At 44.2% G+C, this 25209-nt stretch carries 15 protein-coding genes; 10 read left to right on the top strand and 5 right to left on the bottom strand.

The window, feature by feature from the left end:
* Positions 1-66 precede the first annotated feature (66 nt).
* Positions 67-1914, bottom strand: a complete 1848-nt coding sequence (locus OCV30_RS22440; RefSeq protein WP_065678877.1) for a M3 family metallopeptidase — start codon at positions 1912-1914, stop codon at positions 67-69.
* 254 nt (positions 1915-2168) lie between these two features.
* On the opposite strand from OCV30_RS22440, the gene OCV30_RS22435 reads away from it, so the two are divergent.
* The 9 genes from OCV30_RS22435 to dbpA all read left to right on the top strand — a co-directional run bounded on the left by OCV30_RS22435 (position 2169) and on the right by dbpA (position 21273).
* Entirely contained in the window at positions 2169-11366 is a 9198-nt protein-coding gene (locus OCV30_RS22435) for a T1SS-143 repeat domain-containing protein (RefSeq protein WP_065678875.1), read from the top strand.
* A gap of 33 nt (positions 11367-11399) precedes the next feature.
* Entirely contained in the window at positions 11400-13559 is a 2160-nt protein-coding gene (locus OCV30_RS22430; protein ID WP_065678874.1) for a type I secretion system permease/ATPase, read from the top strand.
* Positions 13552-14877, top strand: coding sequence for an HlyD family type I secretion periplasmic adaptor subunit (locus OCV30_RS22425; protein ID WP_065678873.1), 1326 nt, complete (start codon positions 13552-13554; stop codon positions 14875-14877). The genes OCV30_RS22430 and OCV30_RS22425 overlap by 8 nt, the downstream gene beginning before the upstream one ends.
* A gap of 33 nt (positions 14878-14910) precedes the next feature.
* Entirely contained in the window at positions 14911-16224 is a 1314-nt protein-coding gene (locus OCV30_RS22420) for a TolC family outer membrane protein (protein WP_065678872.1), read from the top strand.
* The gene (locus tag OCV30_RS22415; protein ID WP_065678871.1) at positions 16224-16871 is read left to right on the top strand and encodes an OmpA family protein; all 648 of its coding nucleotides are present in this window, start codon (positions 16224-16226) and stop codon (positions 16869-16871) included. Before OCV30_RS22420 ends, OCV30_RS22415 begins: the two co-directional genes overlap by 1 nt.
* Entirely contained in the window at positions 16871-17815 is a 945-nt protein-coding gene (locus OCV30_RS22410; RefSeq protein WP_065678870.1) for a PstS family phosphate ABC transporter substrate-binding protein, read from the top strand. The genes OCV30_RS22415 and OCV30_RS22410 overlap by 1 nt, the downstream gene beginning before the upstream one ends.
* 210 nt (positions 17816-18025) lie before the next feature.
* Positions 18026-18619, top strand: a complete 594-nt coding sequence (locus tag OCV30_RS22405) for a hypothetical protein (RefSeq protein WP_065678869.1) — start codon at positions 18026-18028, stop codon at positions 18617-18619.
* Positions 18620-18836: 217 nt separating this feature from the next.
* Positions 18837-19745, top strand: coding sequence for an aldo/keto reductase (locus tag OCV30_RS22400; protein ID WP_065678868.1), 909 nt, complete (start codon positions 18837-18839; stop codon positions 19743-19745).
* A 148-nt stretch (positions 19746-19893) separates the two neighbouring features.
* Positions 19894-21273, top strand: coding sequence for an ATP-dependent RNA helicase DbpA (gene dbpA / locus OCV30_RS22395; protein ID WP_009844770.1), 1380 nt, complete (start codon positions 19894-19896; stop codon positions 21271-21273).
* Between the two features lie 140 nt (positions 21274-21413).
* Here dbpA and OCV30_RS22390 read toward each other — a convergent pair whose 3' ends face one another.
* The gene (locus OCV30_RS22390) at positions 21414-21587 is read right to left on the bottom strand and encodes a hypothetical protein (protein WP_009844771.1); all 174 of its coding nucleotides are present in this window, start codon (positions 21585-21587) and stop codon (positions 21414-21416) included.
* Between the two features lie 261 nt (positions 21588-21848).
* Between OCV30_RS22390 and OCV30_RS22385 the strand changes: the two genes are divergently transcribed.
* Positions 21849-22685, top strand: a complete 837-nt coding sequence (locus OCV30_RS22385) for a DUF6279 family lipoprotein (protein ID WP_065678867.1) — start codon at positions 21849-21851, stop codon at positions 22683-22685.
* Positions 22686-22767: 82 nt separating this feature from the next.
* Here the strand turns inward: OCV30_RS22385 and OCV30_RS22380 are convergent, their stop codons facing one another.
* The 3 genes from OCV30_RS22380 to OCV30_RS22370 form a co-directional block, all read right to left on the bottom strand.
* The gene (locus OCV30_RS22380) at positions 22768-23400 is read right to left on the bottom strand and encodes a 3'-5' exonuclease (RefSeq protein WP_065678866.1); all 633 of its coding nucleotides are present in this window, start codon (positions 23398-23400) and stop codon (positions 22768-22770) included.
* Between the two features lie 70 nt (positions 23401-23470).
* Positions 23471-23872, bottom strand: a complete 402-nt coding sequence (locus OCV30_RS22375) for a PPC domain-containing DNA-binding protein (protein WP_065678865.1) — start codon at positions 23870-23872, stop codon at positions 23471-23473.
* Between the two features lie 113 nt (positions 23873-23985).
* Positions 23986-25191, bottom strand: a complete 1206-nt coding sequence (locus tag OCV30_RS22370; RefSeq protein ID WP_065678864.1) for a DEAD/DEAH box helicase — start codon at positions 25189-25191, stop codon at positions 23986-23988.
* Positions 25192-25209 lie beyond the last annotated feature (18 nt).

Raw genomic sequence — 25209 nt, 5'->3', positions numbered from 1 at the left:
TAAATATCGTCCTTTTTTTCGTTTGAGTTTTTTGGTTCAACCTTGGTTACAGGTGCTCAGCACCCGCTATCGGCCGTATTGCCCAACGATAAAGTGTTCAAACTCATCACACATCTGATGGTTTGACTTATCATTATTCGCCAACTCGGTTGTCCCATCAACGATTGATATCTTCGCATTCAAATCAGCGACGGGTGCTCGTTCTCTTGTCGACAGCTGTTTGATTTTTTGATCTTCAATAGCCCAAGCTTCTTCTGGCGATAAGTTGCACTCGTCAGCGAGGTACTTGGCATTAAAACCTTCCCCAGTCAGGCTTTCGATTGTCCCATTATGATTCACGCTATTTCCTTGGTGCCAATAGTGCTTAGCTAACAAAGGGCCGATCTCTGGGTTATCCGTTAAGTAGCCAAACTTATCGGTGAAATATGCACGAGCTTGATACACGGCCATATGAGCTAATAAGTAACCCTGATATGCGCAAGAGGCTTCATCCGACAGTAGATGTGGAATCGCCATCAATGGGCGAGGGCTACAAGCCAATCCCAGAATCGTTTTCTCGCTGCTACGAGCAAGATCAGTGATCTTTTCAGGTGTCAGATCTTCATCCGCCAATTCGTAAAGTGCTCGTTCGAAATAGGGAACAACAAGAATGCTTCGTTCTTGGTAGGCTCTGAACGGTTGTTTGTTATCGATGATGGCTTTGATTAGCTCATCAGGTACTGCTTGGCCTTCTGAATCCAGGGCATATTGTTTTAGCCAATCGGCGTCATTCAATAAGCTGTCACAGAACATGGATTGAGTTTCGGCATAAGCCATCGATGTTGGTGCAAATTCTTGAGAGAAACAAGGCGCGTTCATTTTAACATTAGCGAAATGTGCAGCGTGGCCGCCCTCGTGAAACAGCGTATTGATACCATCATAACCGCTGCCGATTTGGTCGGGCTTGGCATTGCTAGTGAAGTTAACCTGTGCAGCTACCCAAGTATCTTGATCGTAGAAAGAAGGAACTGGCCCATGACAGAAACCGTTTGGATACTTTCCTTTGCGATCAAGCAAATCTAATTTCAATGTTGCTTGTGAGTATTCGATATTAAGACGACCAAAAGACTCAACCCAGCGTCTCAGTGATTTTGAGAAGGGAACGTAAGGGTCTAAGTCATTCATAACGTCACCTGCGAAAGAGTAGGTGAAATTATGGGCTTCTAGAGTACTCTGACCTTTTTTCTGAGTTAAGCTCTCTAGGCTTTGTTGATGGCTATCTCGCGTGCGAACTTCAAAATCATCCAGAATTGCAAACAGTTGCTCAGTTGTCATCTGCTCGGTTTTAACGACGGAATAATCAAAAAAGGTTTTGAAACCCAGCGATTGAGCAAATTGGTTGCGTTTTTTGATGAGTTCAATGAAGCCGTTAGCCAGCAGCCACTGCTCTAAACCTAATAGTGTTTGGTGAGCTGAAAGCCTAACTTTTTCATTACTATTGGTTCTTATTGTTGAACCTAGAACCGGTAACGACCCTTCTGTGTCGTCGCCCGCTTCATTCATGTATGTCATTACATGATTCTGTTTTTTCTCGAACAGTTCAGCCTCAAACTTTATGAGTTCGGCTTTAAGCTTCTGTGATTGCTCAGACTCAATAGCGTGAGATCTAAAGGTCGCTAACCAACCATTCAAGCCTGTTAGCGTGCTCTCTTTTTCTTGAGGGTCTTGAATTTCTTCGATAGTAGCGAGTTGCGTTTCGATAGCAGCAATTTGCTCGGCAGAGCTAAGAAATTCAGTCCACTGGGTCTGCGCGAGTGTCGAGCCATCATGGTCGTCACTGATCCCCATATAAGTATCCCAAAAGAAGTCTTCTTTCGCTTTATGAGTCGCAAGATACTTTTGGTTCAATTGGTTGAGATAGTTCGTTGCAGTCATGGACGTTCCTTGTAAATTATTCATTAATTTCAACATTATGACACATTCATGGGGTGTATTTTTAGGTGATAATCATAACGGAATGCAAGTCACAGCATATCAGTTTACTTTACAGCGTATCAATGGTATCAAATTAACTGTTAATGATTTGTTAGTTGCTAGTATTGTGATAGAGAGTGTTCACTGAACGGTTCGTCTGTTATTGAGTAAATTTATACTCACAGGTCAGCGTTTTAGTAAGGAAGAGGTTTAGGATGGATCCTATTTTATATATTGAAGTTGGTGGTGTGGTGTGGCAAGTATTCCCTGATGGTACTTGGCTTCAATTACCGGCAGCACAGCTAAAAGTTGAAGGTGTCCAAGTCGTCACGATTGAACCTCAGAATCTAGAAGAGGCTCTGCCCCTCACTGAACCACAAATAGCCGTTGTTGAACAACTGTTGGAAAAGGTGGTCACCGAACTGGTCAACAACATTGCAAGCGCACCTGATCAGCCAAGCTCAGTGGGCGACCAGCCCAGTTCCAGTGCTTCTTTTATTGCTTATGTCCGTTCTACTTTAGAAGAAACGCTTGCAGATGCTGGTTTTGATACGCGGCCTACAGATTATGTCGAGGAAGTTCGAGCATCAAGCGATGGTAATCTAGACATACTTTTACCTAGCGCACTATTAACAGTCGATATTTTAGATGGCGGGGACGGTTACGAAAACCAGTTTGAAGTGCCCTCGGTTACGATTAATGGTACTGCTGTCGACGTTCGAGATGGACGCACCGTTTTTATCACAATCACTGATGTCAATGGAAACACGGTTACCACAACGGCAATTACCAACAATGAAGCTTATGTTGTAAATGGTGTTGATCTTTCCTCATTAGCTGAAGGCGATCTTAAGGTCGACGCAGTCATTAACGATGATTTTGGTAATAGCATCACAGCGAATGATGCCACAATCAAAGATACGCTAGCCAATATAGATGTCGATTTCGATGGCTTTGGTGATGAGTTTTACAATCAATTTGAAATATCGAATGGAGTGCTAGTTGGTACGATTGCCAATGTAGAAGATGGGCAAACCATCAGTATTTCTATTACCGATAGCCAAGGTGCGACACAAGAATACACAGCAGCAGTATCCGGTGGAACTTGGACTCTGACTCTTCAAGATTACTCAAGTTTCGCAGAAGGCGAATTGACCGTTGTTGCGAGTACCGTAGACATAGCGGGAAACCCCATTTCAGCGACCGACACTATTGTCAAAGATACGTTAGCGAGCATCACCGCAGCGGTAGATGATGGTGGAGACGGTGTTCTTAATAGCTTCGAAATTCAATCGGCTAAATTCTTTGGTACGGTACAAAATGTAGAAGAAGGCCAAACGGTCAATATCCGAATCTCAGATAGCACGACTAACGTGATTGTACTAACAGCCACGGTTGTAAATGGTGCTTGGGCGGTGGAAGGCGTAGATCTAACAAGTTTTGCTGATGGTGATATCAAGGTTACCGCTGAAACGCTCGATGTTGCAGGAAACCCGGCTAAGGCGACCAACAGTTCGGGGGAGGTGACCATTGATACTGTCTCCCCAATTATCGATATTGATACACTTGATGGCTTTAGCATTTTGGCATTTCGTGGCGGTCAACTTACGACGATGCAAGGCACGACCAATGTTGCCGAGGGGCTTCCTGTTTATATTGAAGTCAATGATGGCTCTGAGACACTTGTGTTTGAGGGCGTTGTTGATGCGTCAGGCAATTGGCTTGTAGAAAATATTGATGTTTCTTCCCTTAATTTATCTTCTGAATGGACAGTAGATGCGAAAATTTTCAATACGGTAGGTAATGAAGCGGTTGATGACATGCCGAGTATTATCCTTCCTGAGTCTGTTGTGTTCCGGGAAAATGTGATTGGTATTTTTGGCGACGAAACACAAACTTCGGATATTCGTATTGATTTTGCAAACTTCTCGTTTAGTGAAGAGCAAAATTTAGCCGAGTTGCTAACATCTCAAGGTTTTTCGATAACCGTCACAGTCTCAGATGACAAACAAAGCCTGACCGGAATACGAAGTGATGGTGAGCGTGTATTCGATGCGGCTATTTCTGGCAGTAACGTAAATATCAAATTTCATACGGTAGTCGATCAAGATGCTGGGTTGGATTCAATTCAGACAGCGTTGATTATTGAAGGTCTTCAAACTGACGCAGACAAAACTACGGAGTTGGTTGTAGGTCACTTACCTATCGTGATTCAGGATTCAGAGCCGTTAATTTTCGATGAATCCTATGATGTGATAGAGGGAGCGTTCACATCTGGTAATGTACTGAATAACGACATCGACCTAGATACACAATTGACCATAAAAAGTGTCGAAGTGGATGGCACGACAAAGATAATTTCTGGCAGTTCTCCAGTTTCATTTACGACTAGCGAAGGTACTTTGACTGTGTTTGCTAATGGTCATTGGAACTTTAGCGCGAATCGAAATCTTGATCATACCATCAGCCAAAATATTACATTTAATTACGTGGCCGGGGACGCCAGTAATGATTTTGGTAACGGTACGGCGGTTATCAATATTACCGATGGTGCTGCTGGCCAAATTGTAGGTGGCAGCGCAACAACCATCGAAACGGATGTCTCTGATGGTATTCAAACTGTTGTCGGTCAATTCACCGTTTTAGGCAGTTCTGATAATCCAGATCCAGACTCGTTGGTGTTTAATCTTGATACTTTGAATCAACTCGATGCGCTGAACATAACCACGAGTGAGGTTTTGATACCGCTCTCTTACACTCTATCGGCCGATGGAAAAGTGATTACCGCGCAAGTTGGCGGGGAAACCATATTTATGCTGACGCTAGCGGCGCGTGCTAATGGCAATGATGTGTTAGCGGAAGTTACGTTAGTGTTGAATAAACCACTGAATCACAACTTCTTCCGCGATTCACTCACCTTACCACTGAATATTGACGGTACAGATTTGGATGGTACCCAATTAGGAAAAGGGCAGTTTGATTGGATCGTGAAAGATGGTACTAACCCTGAGTTGGTCAGTGTTAGTAACGCTTCTCTAGATGAGTCTGACCTCGATAGCGGTACAACGATTAGTACAGGTGTTTTTAGTCTCAACCTAGGGAGTGACTATGACGGAGCTCTATTTTTCAATCTGGCAGATCAGCCCTTGTTGTTCAGTGGGGGGGAACAGATTGTCTACACTATCTCGCCTAACGGAAACTTACTCACCGGTTACGTTGGTTCTGTAAGTGCAGAGAACGTTGCTTTTACGCTTAGCTTCCCTCCTGTAGATGCTCAAGTCGATTCTAATGTGACGTATACCTTCACTCTTAGTAAAGGGCTGGATCAAAGCTCCACAACGGATCAAATTCCTTTCGTCGTCACTGCAAGAGATGATGATAACGACGAAACGCAATTAACTTTGAACGTCTCGATTACTGATGGCGGGAACCCCACGATTGGTTCTGGGACAGTTGAATTGAGTGAAATTCCTATTGCTGATAGTACCCCGCTTGGAATTGGATCAACCGCAAATGTGAGTTTGGCTGTTACGGCAGGTAATGATCCTCTGGTTTTCTTAGGTTTAGATGTGAAGACGGGGCAAGCTGTACTAGACAGCGATAGTGTTGCTGTTACCCGCAATGGTGAAGCGTTGACTTGGCGTGATAACGGCAATGGTACATTCGACGCTGTTCTTGCTAACGGAGATGCGGTTTTCAAAATAAGGTTACCAGAAGATTTTAGTCTTGAAGCTAAAGGTTCAACAAGCGTAACCATTGTTATAGAGCTATATCAGTCTATTGATCATGGGATTGGGGCGAAGGACACAGAGCTTACAATACCGGCTTCAATCGTGACGATAGACTCCGATGGGTCACGAGATACACAAGAATCGAATATTAAAATTTACGATGGTACTAACCCTAAGATTTCTGTTATTGGACAAATTTCTGTCGATGAAGATGGTTTATTGGGGGATAGCGAACAAATTGGTGTTGAAGATTCGACTCCTTCTTTAGGTATTGTTGAGGGTTCTGACGATGTCGCTTCTGTAACGGTAAATACGGCTGCTTTTGATGCTCTTTTGTATAAAAGTGGTGGAAAAGTAATCTCCCTTCAACCTGTTGATTCTAACGGTTGGTATTACGGGCAAGATTCTGATGACAAGAATGTATTTCGGATCCGTTTTAATACTGACGGGAAGACAGAGTTTGACTTATATGCTCCGCTTGATCACGCATACGGAGACAATGGCGAAAATAATCTGGCTCTTGATTTTGAATTGACGGTTAACGATGCTGACGGAGACAGTTCTGACCCTACTATCTATGTAGTGAATGTGAAAGATGCCATTCCGGTTGCGCGTTCAGGATCAATTGAAATAGTTGAGGGTGATAACCTAAATGGACAGTTCCTGACAGAAGAGTTCGCAGGTGCCGATGGCGCTGTCATTGTGAGTTTTGACTATCGTGGTACTACCTACACTTTTACCGATGTAATCACGTCAATCGAGATTGATCTAATTAATGACTCCGTAACTGGGCAGCCTTCTTCTATATACGGCAAGTTTACTCTTTCATCTGATGGAACATATCAGTTAACGACTAACCCTAATGTAATGACTGATCCGGGTGATCCTAGGCTGGTGGATGAAATTAAGTACCTGGTCCGAGATACAGACGGTGATGAAGTCACTAGTACTGCGACACTTATCCTAGATGATAACGAAGGCTTTATTCGTTATGAAGATTCTGAAACGACGGAAGATAACGACGCAATTATCGTGGTGAGCGTAGCCACTGGAGACGTGGACCAAAATGAAACCGTTACTGCGATTGAGTTTTCTGAAGCTTCGCTTAACGGCGGAAGCCTCTATCTAGATGGCGAGTTGCTTAAGGTGGTCGATGGTAAAGTGACATTGTCGGACGATAAGCTTGTCGTAATAGATGGCCAATTTACTGGGCCAAATGGCCAACTTACTTATCGTCCAGCGCTAAACGAATCGAATACCACTTCAACAGTCACCTTAGCCGTTAATGCAGTTATTAGTACAGATACGCTTCCAAAGCAGTTGACCGCAAGCGTTGCCGTTTCAGTGTTACCCGTGGCTGATGTACCAGATTGGTCAGATTCGGTGTTTAGCTATCGCTCAGTCGAAGACGATAGCACTGCTATTAAATTAAACATCACTGCACAGTTGTTTGATCAAGATTCGCCGACACCCTCTGAAACCCTGAGTTATAAAATTAGCGGCATCCCTGATGGGTTAAATATCACTTTGAATGGCAATGCCGTTAAAGAGGGCAAAGAATACACACAAAGCCAAATTGATAAGATGGAAATCCGAGCGAATGAGAACCTCGCTGGTCGTTTTGAGTTCCAGATTACAGCGATTGCAACTGAAGCTGGAAACACATTTGCTGATCCGACAGATAAAACAGCCGAAACCGTTCATATGGTTACGGTTGAAATTTCACCTGATGCTGATACTCCCCATGTTTCCGTTAAAGACTACAAGGGATTAGAAGATGAAAAAATCGTATTGAATGAGGTGATTGATGGTGTGCTTGCTGATACTGATGGCTCTGAATCGTTAAGTTACATTATCGAGGTTCAAGATGGTTGGTCTATCGAAGGTGAGGGTACCGCTAAAATAGGAAATAACTCTTACTCCGTCACTGCCACGGCTATTGCTAGTGGTAAAGCTTATATTCAACCTAAAGAAGACATCAGTTCTTTTACTGAAGATTTATATATAAAAGTCACAGCGGTAGCTACTGAGTCGACGGTGGATTCACTCGTTCCTATTAATGGACAAGCTTCGAGCGACACCAAAACCATCAATATTTTCCTTAAAGGTGTCGTCGATGAGCCCACAGCTGTCGATGGTGGCAACGGTCATTGGCAATACGACAGCGACAGTAAAATTATTAGCAACCAATCGGTTTTAAATGAGGATGGGTTAATACAACTCGATTTTATTGTTCAAACCACGGATGATGATTTGTCTGAAGAAATCAACATTCTGTTGACTGACATCCCTGCAGGTACATTGCTCGTTGATTCAACAGGCCACCCCGTATCATTGACGATCGCTTATATCGATGACGTTACAGGCCCTGTTCTGCAAGTTTCTAATGCTCAGCTTGCAGACTTGTATTTAAAGCCTGTTGGTGACTTTAGCGGGGGACTTGAGTTAACGGTCATTGCAATTTCGACTGAACCAGATGGCGATACTGGTGAGTTCCCAATGACATTAAAAGTTGAGTTAGCTCCTGTTGTTGATCAGAATAATGGTCAGGTCATCAGTACTCAAGGTATTGAAGACAGCCAAATTGGTTTGAATCTTGAGCCCTCGGTGAATCAAGATATTGACGGCAGTGAGTCTTTAACTGGGTATGTGATTGACAGTCTTCCGGCTGATCTGACTCTTTACTTTGATGGCAGTGTTATTGAAGTACCTGCTTCAGGGTTAGATTTAGAGAGCCTATTGGATAGCACAACGCCAACGCTTTCTGACCTTCTGAATAGCGGCAGGCTTTCTGTTACTGCGACAGAAGATTTAAGCGGGACATTTACGATTCCGATCACTTATGAAGTGACTGATACATCGCCCACAGGTGCGACTGATGTAAAAGATATTTCTGGGAATATTAGCGTCACAGTTGATGCCCGTGTAGAGCTAGACACTCGATTGGAAGGTTCGGCAGAGCTGCTGCAGAGTACGGATGGCACCCCCGTTGATATATCTAGTGCAGTGACATTCGTCGATGCGGATATCGATGGTTCAGAATACTTAGATTACATTTTGATTGAAATCCCTGACGGCTATTCGTTGATTGTTGAGCACCCCAATGGTGCCGCGCAAGACAGCTCTGGGAATTGGATTATATCTGCTGCCGGACTAACCAGTGACTCTTTCCAAGAGCTTGCCGCTTATATTTTGAATAATGCGACCATTTCCAGTCCAAGTGATACACCGGTACTGGATATTGTTGTCCGTGCTCGCGTGATTGATGGGGAAGATGCGAGATACATTAATGCGACTTTCCCGCTGCAAATTACGGGGCATGATGGTGGTGGAGGCAGTTGCGATCCGGTAGGCCCCCCAAAACCGATTCAACCAGATGGTGAGATCAAGACCCCAGAAGGGGAAGATATTGACCTGACTGGAGTCCTAAATACCAATGTCGCGAGTGATTCCGATAACGAGATATCCTTCTACATTCCTGCTGACTCGTTGCCTGATGGCGTTGAGATTTCTGGATCCGGCGTGATTGCTGAATACGATGCATCTGGTGAAGTTGTTGGTTACTCCGTTACCGCGGACGGCTTATCCAAGCTAACGTTAACAGGGTTAGATGAAGATTTTTCTGGTTGTATCAACTTTACAATTAAGACTATTGAAACCTCTCCATGTAATGGTGACACAGTAACCACAGACCAAACCATCAGTATTCAAGTTTTACCCGTTGTGGACGACATTACGGTGTCGACAGACTCCACGACCATTCAAGAAGACATCGCGACAGACCTTAATCTTGAGCTCGTTCTTGGTGACAGCGTTGAAGATGGGCAATTAATCACAGGTGAGGGAAATGGCGCTACTGGCAAAGAGTCCGTTAATTCTCTAACGGTAAGCATTTCTAATGGAGCAACCTTATCTGAAACTCCAACTGACACCGGATTACTTGTTGACAATGGCAATGGTACTTGGACGGTAACCGACCCTAGCCGTTTGAGTGATGTGTTGGTGACGCCGCCTCTGCATTACAGCGGCGAGCTTACTTTAACGGTAAAAGCTAACATCACCGATAAAGCGGATTGTGTTGCAGAAACGAATACTCAAGATAAATCGACCGTGGTGACTATCACCGTTGAACCAGTAGCAGATGCTGCGAATTTGGTGACTCAGGATGTTATTGGCGACGAAGATAACTACATTTCATTGTCTTCACTCAGTGCAGAGCTGATTGACCAAGATGGTTCTGAAAACATGTCGCTGTCTCTGAAAGGTGTTCCTGAAGGGGCTGTTATAGCAATCAAGGTGGGAGATAATTACGAATTAGTTCCCAACAACGGCGTTGATGGCGGAACCTTCGATGGTAACCCTACTTACGAGTGGCAGCTTGATCCTAGTCAGCTTGCCAACCTCGTTATTCTACCTCCACGAGATTTCAGTGGTGATATTAATCTGTCTCTAGAAGCTATTACTCAAGAAATTGGCACGACTGATATTCGTTATACTGCATCTGAATTTACCGTGGGTGTGAATCCTATTGGTGATAAAGTTGAGTTCTTCGATTTACCAGAACAGCTCACTGGAAGTGAAGATGATGGCATTACTATCCCACTTGATGCCAATAGTTTTGAAACCAACAGCGATGAATTCTTATCAATTACCGTAACGGTTAATGCAACTTCGGATCCGTCAGGATTAGTCGGATTAGATCGAATTCGTATTGGCTCAGAAACCAGTTCTTTTGTTCGTGTCGGTGATATCGTGCAGGCGACTATTCTTGTTAAGGCAAGCTCTGTCAATAAGTTGGAGTTCTTTGCGGGCGATGCATTTGGCAATCTTGATATCACGATTACAGGTCAAACTGTCGACAAGAATACGGTGTTGGGCAATCTAGTTACAGATATTGGTGACCCAAGCTCGCAAGACATGACGCTTATCATTACACCAGAACCTGATGCGCCTTTATTAAGCGTTGAATACTCTTCAATTGTGGCTGAAGCAAGTGGCACGATTCCTCTTGGTTTAGACCTTTCTCTTGTAAATCCTGCTGATTCAGAAGTGGGCTTCATTACCATCTATGATATCCCTGCCGGTTTGACGTTTTCGCACGGAAGTATGGTTGATGGTCAATACGTGGTGGATTTAGCGGATGTGCCTAATCTAGCGATAACAGGGGGCTACAACAGTGGAGATCAATTTGATCTAACGATTGAGCCGGCAGCAGAGATAGGTAACAACCAAGCGGTAGGGTTACCTCAAACGGTATCGGTTGAATTTGTCGCTAATGGTGATTCTACAATCACAGCGACAGATGAAAACGACCTACTGATTGGTGGCGCAGGCTCAGATAAATTTGTATTTGAATCTTCAGGCTTAGGCAGTACAGAGGCGCCAAGTTTAGATGTGATTCAAGACTTCGATGCGTCGCCAAATACCGACGCCATTGACCTCTCTGGGATTCTTGGAAGTTTGGGAATTACGACGGGCTTGGGGGCCACACAGTACCTAGATTTAGAAGAATCTGGTAAGGGCGTGAAGATTTCCATTAAGCCTAACGGAGACGATGATGTTAGGCAAAATATCTTGTTAACTGATGTCACTTATAATGACCTGACTCAAGGTGGTAGTGGCATTGCACTAGAAGCTCAAATTTTACAACAAATGATAGATGACAAAAACTTAACGCTGTAAGTTAGATGTACGGTCTATAAAAGGAAGTTTAGATTGGTAGAACAAAAAGACAGCTGGCTAGGTTGTGTTGAGTGGCTATGTGAGCATTTTAATGTTCGCAGTCACCCTTCCAAAATAGTGTCTGGCCTACCTTTAGATGAAGGCAGGCTCAATGAATCCCTTTTTCCAAGAGCGGTTGAGAAATCGGGGCTAACGCTGAGCCACGTTAAAAAAGAATTACTGAATCAATGTCAGTTCCCTGTTGTTGCTGTTGAGTCCGCGACAGGGTCTCCTCTTGTCGTAACCCAAAGCTCCGGTGGCGACTTTCAAGTATTGAATTGTGAATCTAACTTAAGCCAACAAATTCTCCTTAAAGACTTAGTCATTAAAGTGGACTCATTTGTTTGGCAAGTGGGTGCCCAAGCGCTTGATGATGCGCGTGTTCAATCCCATGAACGCAGTGACAGTAGATCCAACACCCGTTGGTTATGGCGTGTCGTCAAGGAAGTGAAGCCTTGGTATCGCGATCTGTTTATCGCTTCGTTCTTGATCAACGTGCTAGCGCTGGTGGTTCCGTTATTTACCATGAATGTGTACGACCGCGTTGTGCCAAACCAAGCGTTTAACACGCTTTGGGTGTTGGCGGCAGGCGTTGGTATTGTCGTTATTTTTGATTGGGTGTTGAGAAGCTCACGAAGCTCTGTGACCGACATGGCTGGGCGCTATATTGATAACAAGTTGTCTTCTCAACTGTTCTCTAAAGTCCTTGGTATGAAATTGGAAAATCGACCTCAATCAGTAGGCGCATTTGCCAGACAGCTTCAAGATTTCGATAGCGTGAAAGATTTCTTCACTTCTATTTCTTTGGTTACTTTAGTCGACCTGCCGTTCACCTTGTTGTTCCTATTCCTTATTGGCTGGCTCGGTGGCGCGATGATGTTCATTCCTGTCGCCATCATGTTGGTCTTGATCGTGCTGAGCATTGCGATGAAAGGCAAAGTTGAGAGAACATTCGATGAAACCGCACGCCTCTCGACACAAAGACAGGCACAGCTGTTTGATTGCTTAACAACCCTTCCGGACATCAAGCAAAACAATGCTGAGGGAATCACTCAGAAACGTTGGGAACAGACGATTTCATCGCTCTCTCAATGGCAGACTCAATCTCGTCATTACTCCAATATCGTGACGCACTCTATTCAGTCCAGTCAGCAGATCGTGACCATCACTCTGATTATCTTCGGCGTGTATCAGATCTCTGAAGGCTTGCTGAGTATGGGTGGTTTGATAGCCGTGGTGATGTTGAGTGGGCGCGCTGCAAGTTCGGTGAACCAGCTTTCTCTTCTATTGCTGAGGTTCCAACAAACACGTTCGGCCGTTGAAGGGCTCAATCAGATTATGGAGCTACCTCAAGAAGAGTCCAAACACCAAGTTATCGACAAAGGAGACTTTGATGGTGGGGTTAGGTTAGATGAAGTGACGTTTACTTATCCAGAGACTCAAAGCCCCGCGCTAAAGGAAATCTCTTTGGAGATAAAACCGGGTGAGCGAGTTGGCCTTGTTGGTGCCGCTGGCGCAGGTAAAACCACGCTTTTATCGATTGTTGCTCGACAGTATTTGCCAACAACAGGACAAGCTTTCTATCAAGAGATTGATGGGCAGTTATGGCCAACCAGTGTCTTGCGCAGCGGAATGGGCTGGGTAGGGCAAACCACTAATTTGATCTTTGGCAGTGTTTACGACAACGTTACTTTGGGTGCGACCAACGTTGATGAAGAGAAGCTAAGACAAGCGCTGCAACAGTCTGGCCTCAACGGTTACATGGGACGCTTAAGCAATGGCTTAGAAACGCCTGTCGGTGAAGGTGGCCGATTGCTTTCAGGAGGGCAACGACAAGCGGTGGCTATCGCAAGGGCGCTTTATCGTTGTCCAAAATTACTGATCATGGATGAACCTACCAGTGCGCTAGATAATCAAGCTGAGATACAGTTCTTCAATGCACTTCAAAGTATGCCAAGAGAAACTTCAATGCTGATCAGCTCACACAAATCTTCATTCTTGATGATGTGTGATCGTGTGGTTGTATTGGATAAAGGTCAGATCGTGGCTGAGGGTGAGCCAAAAGACATTTTATCTCTACAGAAGAAAAGTGTACCCAAAGGAACCAGTCGCTTCAAAACGGTTTCGGTGGTGAAGGGAGGTCGTCATGAGTAATGATATTCAATGGACCAACAACCACTTGGCATTCCGCTCTCGTAAGCTGATTTGGTTGAGTGCTCTACTCATTGTCTCAATTATCGGTTGGGCTACGTGGGCAACATTAGAAGAAGTCGTGATCGGTGAAGGTAAAGTCGTTCCAAGCCTTTCGGTGCAAACCATTCAGAGCTTAGAAGGTGGGCTGGTTCAAGAGATCATGGTGCGACAAGGCCAATCTGTAGTGAAGGGGCAACCTCTGGCTAAGCTCGAAGATACACGTTTTAAAGCGGCGTTTTTAGAATCTGCCCAACAAGCCGATACCTTACTGGCCCAACAATTAAGATTGAAAGCGGAGCTGGCGACAGTCGTTTTAAATAATGATGCAAAAGAGTGGTTTGAACGAGTGGTTCTAGTACCGCAAGATATTGTTGTCGATGTATCAAGCCATCCCGCGTTAATGAATGCTAAGGCGAACTATCGAGAGCGTTTAGGACAGTTGAAGTCTGAACTGGAAGAGGCGGCACTTCGCATCGAGCAGCAAGATCAAGCACGTGTCGATACGCTCAATAATATTCAGACTTTAGAGAGCAGCCTAGGTATCGTGATTCGAGAACGCAATATGTTGAAAGATGTGGTTGCCAGCGGTGCGGTTGCAGAAGTTGAGCTGCTTAAACTGAACCGTGATGTGGTCAAGCTGAAAGGTGATATTGCCAGCTCGAAAGTGGCGGCTCAGAAACAGATAGCGGCTTACTCAGAGTCGATAGCCGACCATCGCAGCATCGCGTTAGATTTTCGTGCCAAAGCACAAGGCCAACTGAACGAAGTTGCCAGCAAAATAGCGCAATTGAATGAAAGCCAACAAGCGATCGCCGACCAACTGAAACGAACACAAATCTTAGCGCCTGTTGATGGCACAGTAAAAGAGGTCTTTGTGCGTACCATTGGTGGTGTTGTTCGTCCCGGCGAACCGATCATTGAGATCATCCCATCAAACAGTGACCTGATTGTTGAAGCGAGAATCTCTCCGCAAGATATCGCGTTTGTTCATACGGGACTGGGGGCAACAGTCAAATTCACGGCCTATGATTTTGTCATTTATGGCGGACTTAAAGGCGAGGTGATTTATGTCAGTGCCGACGCCTTACAAACGGAAGACGGTAATGCCTATTATCGCGCCCATATTCAGTTAAACGAAGACCAACAACAAAATTCTGCTTTTAGCATTATCCCAGGGATGCAAGTCGCGGTTGATATATTGACCGGAGAAAAAACAGTATTGAGTTATTGGTTAAAACCTATTTTACGAGCTAAGGAAAACTCACTTCGCGAACGATGAAGTGCGTTGAGCATAAATATAAAAGGAAGTGTAATGCATTCAAAATTCTTACTCTCTTCTTGCTTACTAATGAGTGGACTGTCTCAAGCAGCGTCATTAGAAGAGTCTGTGGCCTTTGCCATCGACTATAGCCCAGAGATATTGGCGCAGTACTCCCGATACCAATCAGTGGTAAGAGACGGAGACGCGGCGAGTGGTTTGTATATGCCACAAGTGAACTTGTACGCAGCGGCAGGCTATGAAGAGACTCGCTACAACAGTGGCAGCAAACTCGATACCGATGATAGAGGCCTAACGAGAACGGAAATTGGCGTTAAAGTATCCCAGTTACTGTTCGATGGTTTTAAAACGACCTCGAATGTCGACCGATTAACCTTCGAGGCGGAAGCTGAGCGTCTAACTCTGATTTCGCGAGCTGAAAACGTTTCGTTAGACGTGGTGAGAAACTATCTCGATATTCTCAAGGCAGAGACGTTACTTGAACTGTCTAAGCGTAACGTAAAAGAGCACCAAGAGATCTACCAAGATATCCAAGATAAAAAGAGCAAAGGTTTGAGTAGTAACTCGGATCTGGCTCAGATCTCTGCCCGTGTTGCGACGGCGCAATCTTCATTGATCGCTGCTCAAAACAACCTGTTTGATTTACAAACTCAGTACTTACGCTTAGTGGGTAAGCCAGCTGTGAACTTGGTTTATCCCCGTTTTGATTATGCTCTGTTACCAAGCTCAGCACAGGTCGCGCTTGAACAGGCTGTCGAGAATCACCCTGAAATCCAAGCCTCTTTGCTTGATATTGATGCCGCTCGTAAAGAAATGCGCCGCGAGAAAGGGGATTACTACCCAGAACTAAAACTTGAGCTTCACGCCAACAAAAATGACAACGTGTCTAATCCTCCAGGTGGTGTTGATGAAGATGCGCGTATCATGTTAACGATGGATTACGACTTGTTTAATGGCTTCTCTACCGATTCTCGCGTGGAATCATCGGCTTGGCGAGTTGAAGAAGCAAGGGCGATACGATTACGAACCGAGCGTGAGGTTAAAGAGGGCACTCAGCTCGCTTGGAACGCATACAAGATGCTTGAACAACAAAAGTCCCTTCTTCAACAGAACGTGGATGCAGCAAAAATTGCAGAGCTTGGTTATATTCAACAATTTAATGTTGGCAGACGAAGCTTGCTGGATGTGCTCGATGCAAAAGTGGAAGTGTTCTTGGCTCGAAGAAACTTCATCAGCACTGAATACGATCAAACGTTAGCAGCATACCGTGTATTGAACGCGATGGGCATGTTGACCTACGCATTAAGGGTTGAACACCCAGAAGAGTGGCAAGGGGAGAACAAGTAATGAGATATTTTAAACTAGCGAAACTAGCGCTACTGAGTTCTATCTTGCTAATGGGTTGTGCAGAAACGCCCGACACGACAATGACTCGCCATCAAATTGATGATCTAGCGGATGATGATCGTGACGGTGTGATTAACCAACGCGATCTGTGTGCAGATACACCAGAAGATGTGACAGTAGACATTAAAGGGTGTGCAAACTGGAAAATTGTCGAAGATGTTGAAGTCTTAAGCGTGGCATTTGATTTCGATAAATACGTTCTAAAACCTGAACACACGGCCGTTCTCAACGAGTTAGTGCGTTTACTGGGTGAACAGCCAGATGCATCAGTGACCTTAGTTGGTGATACGAGTTCAGAAGGTACTAATGTTTATAACAAAGCATTGGCCAAGAAAAGGACTGGCGTGATTCGAGATGCTCTGATTGACAGAGGCATCGATGGGGAGCGAATCTTCGAACAAGAATTTACTCAGATAACCAGCTTAACTCAGCACCTTCACAAGCGTAAGCGTAGAACTATTGCGGTGTTAAAAACAGAGAGCATGGAAGTGAATCCATCTTGGAATATCTTTACCTCAGAGATGCAGCTCGACAGCAATAGTGATGTTGAATCTAAGACATCGATTGATCCAGTAGGAGGCCAGTAATGAAACGTCTATTTAATAAATCGGGCTTACTGCTTGCTGCTGTAACTGCGTTTTTTTCCGTATCAACGTTAGCGAATGACGTGAGTGATATTGGTTTGGTCGCGATTGAACCGAACATGGAAGGGCTTGTTAAAGATTTGCTTGAGAGCCAAGAGATCGATCTAGAGATTTTACTGAGTGACAGTGTCCCAGAGCAGATGATCATGCAACGCTCGCGTGTTGGTATTACTTCCAAAAAGTGGACTGACAAAGAGATGGCTAGGTTCGACATGCGCTACGGCTACAGACCGACGGAGCTAATGTTTACAGCAGACGTAATAGCTATTCTGGCGAATGAGAATAACCCAGCCACATCCATTAGTGTTGCTGAGCTTATCGATGTGTTTGGCTGTTCTAACGATCCCAAGCACCCTAAATGGTTACCAAGCAGTGATATTCGTAACGGTGAAAGTCTAGATACTCATATGTTGCCTTTTGCTATCGATCACAACCTAAAAGGGCACACTACCTTTTCAAGCTGGGTCGAATGTGGAACGGAAGGAGATTATGCTCATACTCAATTCTTAGCGGATTTGCCTGACCTCATTAATAAGATTGAAGATGAAGAAGCTGCGATTGGTTACACGGTTTACTCAGACCAAATCTCGGATGTGAAATGGCTGAGCGTGGTTGATAATCTAGGCGTGAACTACGACTTGAACAAAGAAACGATTCTCTCAGGTCGTTATCCATTGGCAACGGTTTACTATATGTACCTGAATATTCCAGCGCATCGCAAAGGCTTTACGGAACAAGAGAAGTTCTTTGTTGGGCTTACTCTGTCGGAAGAGCATCAAGGCGTGTTGAACCAATACGGTTTCATTAGTTTGCCACCAGAAGCTATTCAGCGTAACAAAGTTAGATTATCGCTTGAAGAGCCTGCAATAGAAGGTGGTTATAAATAATTGGTATGACATATTGTATGTGGATCGTCGGAATGGTATTGTTAGTTCTGTAATGGTTATCAACGTGACGGATTACGTTATTCGGCGATAGAATTTATCTAGCGGGCATGTATGCCCGTTTTTTTCGCCTAAAATTTGTGGCTTGAGCGGTTGTTTGTTGATTGGTCACGTATAATGGATGCTTCGTACCGCGTGAAATAAGCACAAATAATGAGAACTCTTCCTGTCTTAATCCTTCCTTTGTTATTGGCTCTGAGTACCTTTTCATTTTCTGCGCAAGCGAGTGAAAGCTGGTGGTTGCGAACGGTATTCAATAGCGACCCAACTCAGCCGAGTTCTCAAAACTATATTAACGATATCGATCTTATGGATTGTGGCGAAGTTGAAGGCACTCTGTTGTGCAGTGACATAACCCAATATTACGATTTGGATGTTTATGTTGAACTGGAGTTGGGTGACTCAAGCGTCGAAGTGGTTCGCCTTAATCTGCCATATTCGAACCTAAGTTACACAAAGCTTCAGGCATATCTTCGTCAAGATGGCTTTGCTCTTAGCTCAATTCGTATTGGAGAGGATGAGTTTGATGTCGTCGCTCAACTTGAACAAGCGAAACGTGAGGGAGTTGGTTACGACAAGGTAGATAAACAACTCGTCGAATTCATCAACTCACAACATCAACCCTCTGAACAAGTGAGTGTATGGAATGCGCCTAGTTCTTCCTCATCTTCTTCTCGTTCGTCTTCTCCTTGGGTTCAGCTACATAGTGATGGTGACAACTTAACGGTTGAACTAAATCGCTTTTAATTGCTCAAATTTATAGATGGTTTCGTCATTCATCAGAGTAAACAAGCCTTTCAGGAGAACGGCTGACGGGCAGACAGCAAGCTATTATTCATTTAAGTGTTCGTTTTTCTGTGGCTCTCACATTTTTAGTAAGCGTTTACCTTTGCCATTTGTTATACGTTGAGCCTTCGGTAAAACGAGCTTAGGATACATGCAGTATTGATAAAGGAGACAACCCATGGTTGCAAGAGTAACGACAGCGCCACAAGGCCCAGAACTTTCTGAGTTGGTGCAAGGATACTGGCGTACAGCGGAGTGGGGCATGACCCCGCAACAACGCCTGACTTTCCTGAAGCAGCACATTGATCTTGGTATCACAACTGTTGATCACGCGGATATCTACGGTAACTACCAATGTGAAAAGTTGTTTGGTGAAGCATTAGCGCTTGAGCCAAGCCTCCGTGATGATATTCAAATCGTCACCAAGTGCGACATCAACTTGTGTGGTGACCACACTCCAGATCGTAAGATCAATCACTATGACACCAGCGCGCACCATATTTACCAATCAGTAAATAACTCTCTAGAGCGTTTGGGTGTAACCGAACTTGATGTATTACTCATTCACCGCCCAGATGTACTGATGGATGCAGATGAAGTGGCAGAAGCGTTCGCTGAACTTCATAAAGTCGGCAAAGTTAAGCACTTCGGTGTCTCTAACTTTTCACCGCGTCAGTTCGACTTACTGCAATCTCGACTAGGTAAGCCACTAGTGACTAACCAAGTTGAAATCAACCCATTGAACTTCGAAGTGGCTCATGATGGCACGCTAGATCAACTGCAGATGAACCGTATTCGTCCAATGGCGTGGTCTTGTCTCGGTGGTGGTAGCATCTTTAGTGGCGATTCAGCACAAGCGATTCGTGTTCGTGATGAACTAGAAGCCATTCGCCAAGAAGTGGGTGCAGATAGTATTGACCAAGTAATTTACGCTTGGGTTCGTCGATTACCGTCTAATCCGATTACTATTATTGGTTCAGGTAAGATTGAGCGTGTGAAAACGGCCGTTGATGCACTGAAAATAGAACTTACGCGCGAGCAATGGTATCGCGTTTGGGTTGCCTCTAAAGGTCACGGTGTGCCATAGAAAGCAATTCGTATAGAAGTCAAAGCCAGCTAACAAAGCTGGCTTTTTTGTGTTCGCCTAACCTATTTCTTCAAAACTGTGATTAAAGTGGAATAATTTTCAAAAACACTCATAATGCACTCTGTTTTTCACCAGTTGGATATTTCCATTGAGCACTTCAAAATTCTCTTCAATCGCCCTTAAACCAGAGCTTCTAAATACGTTAGATTCTCTTGGTTATACTGAAATGACGCCTATTCAAGCGTTAAGTCTTCCTACTATTCTGGATGGCAAGGATGTTATCGGTCAGGGTAAAACGGGTTCAGGTAAAACAGCTGCTTTTGGTTTAGGCGTGCTGCAAAACCTACGCGTTAAGCGTTTCCGTGTTCAGTCTTTAGTGTTATGTCCGACTCGTGAGCTAGCAGACCAAGTAGCAAAAGAGATCCGTACTCTTGCTCGTGGTATTCACAATATTAAAGTGCTGACACTATGTGGCGGTATGCCAATGGGCCCACAAATTGGTTCATTAGAGCATGGCGCACACATTCTTGTGGGCACTCCTGGTCGTATCCTTGACCACCTAGAGAGAGACCGTATTGACCTGTCTGAGTTGAACACACTTGTGTTAGATGAAGCCGACCGCATGCTGGAAATGGGTTTCCAAGATGCACTAGATGCTGTTATTGAAGCAGCACCAAAAGATCGTCAAACGTTATTGTTCAGTGCAACTTTCCCTAAACAGATTAAATCTGTTGCAGACCGCATCATGAATAACCCTGAAATGGTGAAGGTTGAATCAACACACGATCACTCAAGCATCCAGCAACACTTTTATAAGGTTGAAGGTACTGAAGCTCGTGATGACGCACTAGAGCTAATGCTTCTTCATCATCAACCAGAGTCAGCGGTTGTGTTCTGTAATACTAAGAAAGAAGTACAGAACGTAAACGACGAGCTAAGCCACCGTGGCTTCAGTGTTATTGAGCTTCATGGCGACATGGAACAGCGTGAACGTGACCAAGCTTTGGTTCAGTTCTCAAATAAAACCATCTCTATCTTGGTTGCAACAGATGTTGCTGCTCGTGGTCTTGATGTTGATAACCTAGATGCTGTGTTCAACTTTGAGTTGTCTCGCGATCCTGAAGTTCACGTACACCGCATCGGTCGTACTGGACGTGCAGGAAGCAAAGGCGTCGCTATCAGCTTCTTTAGCGAAAAAGAGATGCACCGTGTTGCTCAAATTGATGAGTACATGGATATGCCAATCGAACCGTCTCAGTTGCCAGCTAAACCAATTGCTAAGCCGTACTACTCAAACATGGTAACTATCCAGATTGATGGTGGTAAGAAAGCGAAACTTCGCGCAGGTGATATCCTTGGTGCGTTGACAGGCCAAGGCGGTATTGATGGTAAGTCAGTAGGCAAGATCAACTTGTTCGCGATGCGCGCTTACGTAGCTGTAGAAAGATCAATGGCTAAGAAAGCATTAGGAAAAATCGAATCAGGTAAGATGAAGGGGCGTCAATTTCGCGCCCGAATCCTGAAGTAATTCGAGACTGAATCCCTTTGCTGCGATATGTCTAATTAACGAGATTGCTACTTAATGACATTGCAGTAAAGGGTGTTCCACAAAATGCCACTCAAGTTTACTCTCTTAGGTTTATCGACCTAGTTCTCTATACCAAAGCATTATTCATCGGGTCTTATCGAATAAAGATCGTTGATATGTTTTCCCTCGCTAAGATACCAAGTCATCGCTTCCTTTCGATTGTGAACCAATATCGTGATTGTGGTTATTGAACCATCGTCAAAATAACAAAGCTCATATTCTAAATCGCTTGGATGATCAGGAATAGCGGCCATAGCTCCCCTCCCAAATATCAATCATTTGAAATACGCCAACCCAACTCATTTATAGGGTTCGTATTGCGTCAAATGAGCAATAAAAATCAAGTTACATCACTGCCATTAATTATTTTTAGTTTAATCATTTGCCGAAATAGTTAGATTAGCAAGTCTGAGTCTCAATTTATCCGAAAGTTTTTACGAGAACCCGATTTTGTAGCTAATGTTATAAGATCGTCTTGAGGTTCGTTGTTGAGTAAAATGTTGTGAGAGGGTGTAATGAGAAAGTGTCGCTGGTTAGTCTTATTAAGCTGTTTTCTATTCTCTGGCTGCGGGACTAAATTTGCCTATAACAATATAAGCTGGTTTGTCGTTAGCTATATTGAAGACTTTGTAACTCTTTCCAATAGTCAGGAATCAGAGCTAGAAGAGCGCTTCGATTTATTACAGCAATGGCATAAAGAAACTCAACTGCCGTTATATATTTCGCAATTAGAAGTGATCCAAAACACAGATCGTTCTGATATGAATTCTGCTTTTATCACTGAACAAAGTGACCAAATTAAAGACCATATTCGCTCAATCGTTAGTAAGTTCTCTCCCGATATTTACGCGTTAAGCATGCAGCTTACCCCTGAGCAAGATAACGAATTCTTAAAGAACTTTAGGGAAAATCAGCAAGAATATTACGAAGAAAGATTATCATTGAATGATGAAGATTCGAGAGAGCGATATCGGAGTCGAATTGAAGATCGGTTAGAGCGATGGCTAGGATCGGTATCGAAAGAGCAAAAGCAGATTATTTCAACTTGGTCTCAAGAATGGGTAAATACCAACGATAACTGGCGCCAATATCAAAATAATACCTACCAAGATTTATCGACACTGATAGAAAAGAAAAGCGACTTAGATATAGCTCAGCCGATTATTATGAACCTGCTTCTGAACAATGAAGCTTATTACCCTGAAGGACTTGAGCCTGAGCTTAACAAGAACATGCAGACATCAGCCAATTTTTTAGTCGATATCGTAGAAAGGAGTACGAATAAGCAGTGGGCTTATTTCATGAGTGAATTAGCAAGCCTTAAAGGAACATTTGAATCACTGCAGGAGTAGAGTCTTCTTTCGTTCTAAAGGCTAGTAGTTATCCATGCGACTAGCCTGTCAATCAAACTTGAAGGGGAGAGAGTTTAGATATTTAATTTCTGTTGCTCATCAGCAGCTTTGGAATAGAGCCTTTAGCGGTCTTAGATATTTTCTGCATCAGTTGAAAACTCGGCTGTTGAATGCCGTGGTCACTTTGAAGCTCATCAATCATCAATAACCACAACCGTGCTGTCATTTCTGAATCGGCTAACGCTCTGTGGAAAGTACCGTCGTTGTCGATATTCTTAAAGCGCACAAGGTCGCCTAGCTTATGAGTCGGCGCATCTTGGATTAGGCGGCGAGCAATCAACATTGAGCAAGCGAACTTGCCTGTGTAGTCTCGGCCAATAAAGTCTAATTCCGCATCGAGAAAGCGCTTATCAAACGATGCATTGTGAGCAACAAGTTGGCTGCCTTGGATAAAGTCTGCAAACTCATCCATCACTTCACTGCAACTGGCCGCTGTGCTTAACATACGGTTACTGATTCCGGTATAGCTTTCAATGAATCCACTAACACGAAACCCTGGGTTCATGAGTTGCTGAAAGGTGTCGACGACTTCGCCGTTAACTAATTTAACCGCACCGATTTCAATCGCTCGGTCACCCATGTTTGGTGATAAGCCTGTGGTTTCGAAATCGAGAACGATAACGGAGTCTGCGGAGTCTGCGGAGTTTGGAGCCATCGTGTTTCCTAATTACTATTGGGTGGTATCGCTTTATATGAGGCGTTTGGTGCTGCTATCAGTGAAGCTATTATGTGTTACTGCTGATAGTGAGCTCAGTGTAACCCGTCGTATCATCATGCTCTCTGTTGAAGGTCAAAGTATCGTAGCGGTGAACAATCAATTCAGCGGTGGTGGCGATAATCGTCCCTTCAAGCAAATGCCCGCCAATTACATCGCCATTCTCATCGGCAACAGATATATGAACGTGCTGGTGGTTTGGGGTTAGCGTCGCCATCACAGATACGATTTCGAACGGAGCTTTGATGAGCTTGGTGTTGTTCGCATTAGCCAATCGAATATTGAGTTGAGAAACACATCCGACACAAGACGCAACAGAACCCGCTGAGATATTGTGTGCTGTCACAAGCTTTTGGAGTTCAAGTTTGAGGTCTTGGCCGCGGGTTAATCTCGTTGCGATAGGAGTAATCATCTCAATACCTCTGTTTTATCTTTATCCGTGAATCAAAGAACAAAACGAAGCCACATTGGGCTTCGTTTGAGTGATACGTTGGCTAGTTATCGCGGCTAGTTAAGCTTTGATCGTTACTTGCCTTCTTTCTCTTGCTGCTCTCTTTTCTTTTTAGGAACAAAGTTCAACACAGAAATAGGCACTTCTTTGCGTGGTTCGAAACCTTCAACGACGCGACGCTCAATCAAGTGACCAAGACGTTTTTCAATGATGCACAGGTTCTTGAAGTTATCTTTCGATAGGAAAGAGATCGCTTCACCAGACGCATCAGCACGGCCTGTACGACCAATACGGTGAACATAGTCATCCGCTGGGAATGGGATGTCGTAGTTCACTACGCGGCTTAGATTATCAATATCGATACCACGAGCAGCAACACCTGTCGCAACTAGATATTTTAGACGGCCTTTTTTGAAATCAGCCAGAATCTTTTCACGAATCGCTTGGCTACGTCCACTGTGGAAAGCTTCCGCTTCGATACCACGCTTTTCAAGTTGAGCAACCAACTTAGCCGCGCCGTGCTTAGTCTCGATAAAGATAAGCGCTTGGTCCCACTCACCATCAGTGATCATGTGGCTTAAAAGTGCAGATTTTCGGTCTTTATCTACAGTAACTAGCCATTGTTCGATGTTCGCTTTAGAAGCGTCAGTTTTGGCAATTGAAATCTCTTCTGCTTCACTGATTGCGCTTTTCGCTAGCGCACGAACTGGCGTTGATAGCGTTGCTGAGAACAACAGGTTTTGAATGTTTTGTGGCAAACGCGCGATGATCTTGTTGATGTCTTCGATGAAACCCATGTCTAGCATGCGATCAGCTTCATCTAGAACCAGTACTTCGACTTCATCAAAGTGAACGGCACGTTGTCCGTACATATCGATTAAACGACCTGGTGTTGCCACAAGAATATCGACACCTTCGATCAAGCGGTCTTTCTGGTGTTGGTAAGATACGCCACCGTACATCGCTAGTGATGTTAGGTTTAGGAACTTCGCGTACTTAGTAATGTTCTGCTCAACCTGAATCGCAAGCTCACGAGTTGGTGTCAGAATAACAGCACGAATACGTTTTTTACGTTGTGTTTCACCTTTACTTAGCATTTCTAAGATAGGGAGAACAAAGCTCGCAGTTTTACCTGTACCTGTTTGTGCAGCAGCAATTAGGTTCTTACCAGAAAGCACAATCGGAATTGCTTTTTCTTGAATAGAGGTTGGCTTTTCATAGCCTTGTTTTGCAACGGCTTTAACAATAGGTGAGCTTAATCCAAGCTTGGAAAATGGCATAAGTTTCTCGGTATGATT

Origin of the sequence: Vibrio atlanticus (assembly GCF_024347315.1) — a bacterium.
In the GTDB taxonomy this organism is placed as follows: domain Bacteria; phylum Pseudomonadota; class Gammaproteobacteria; order Enterobacterales; family Vibrionaceae; genus Vibrio; species Vibrio atlanticus.
This window is presented reverse-complemented; position numbering and strand designations above follow the sequence as displayed.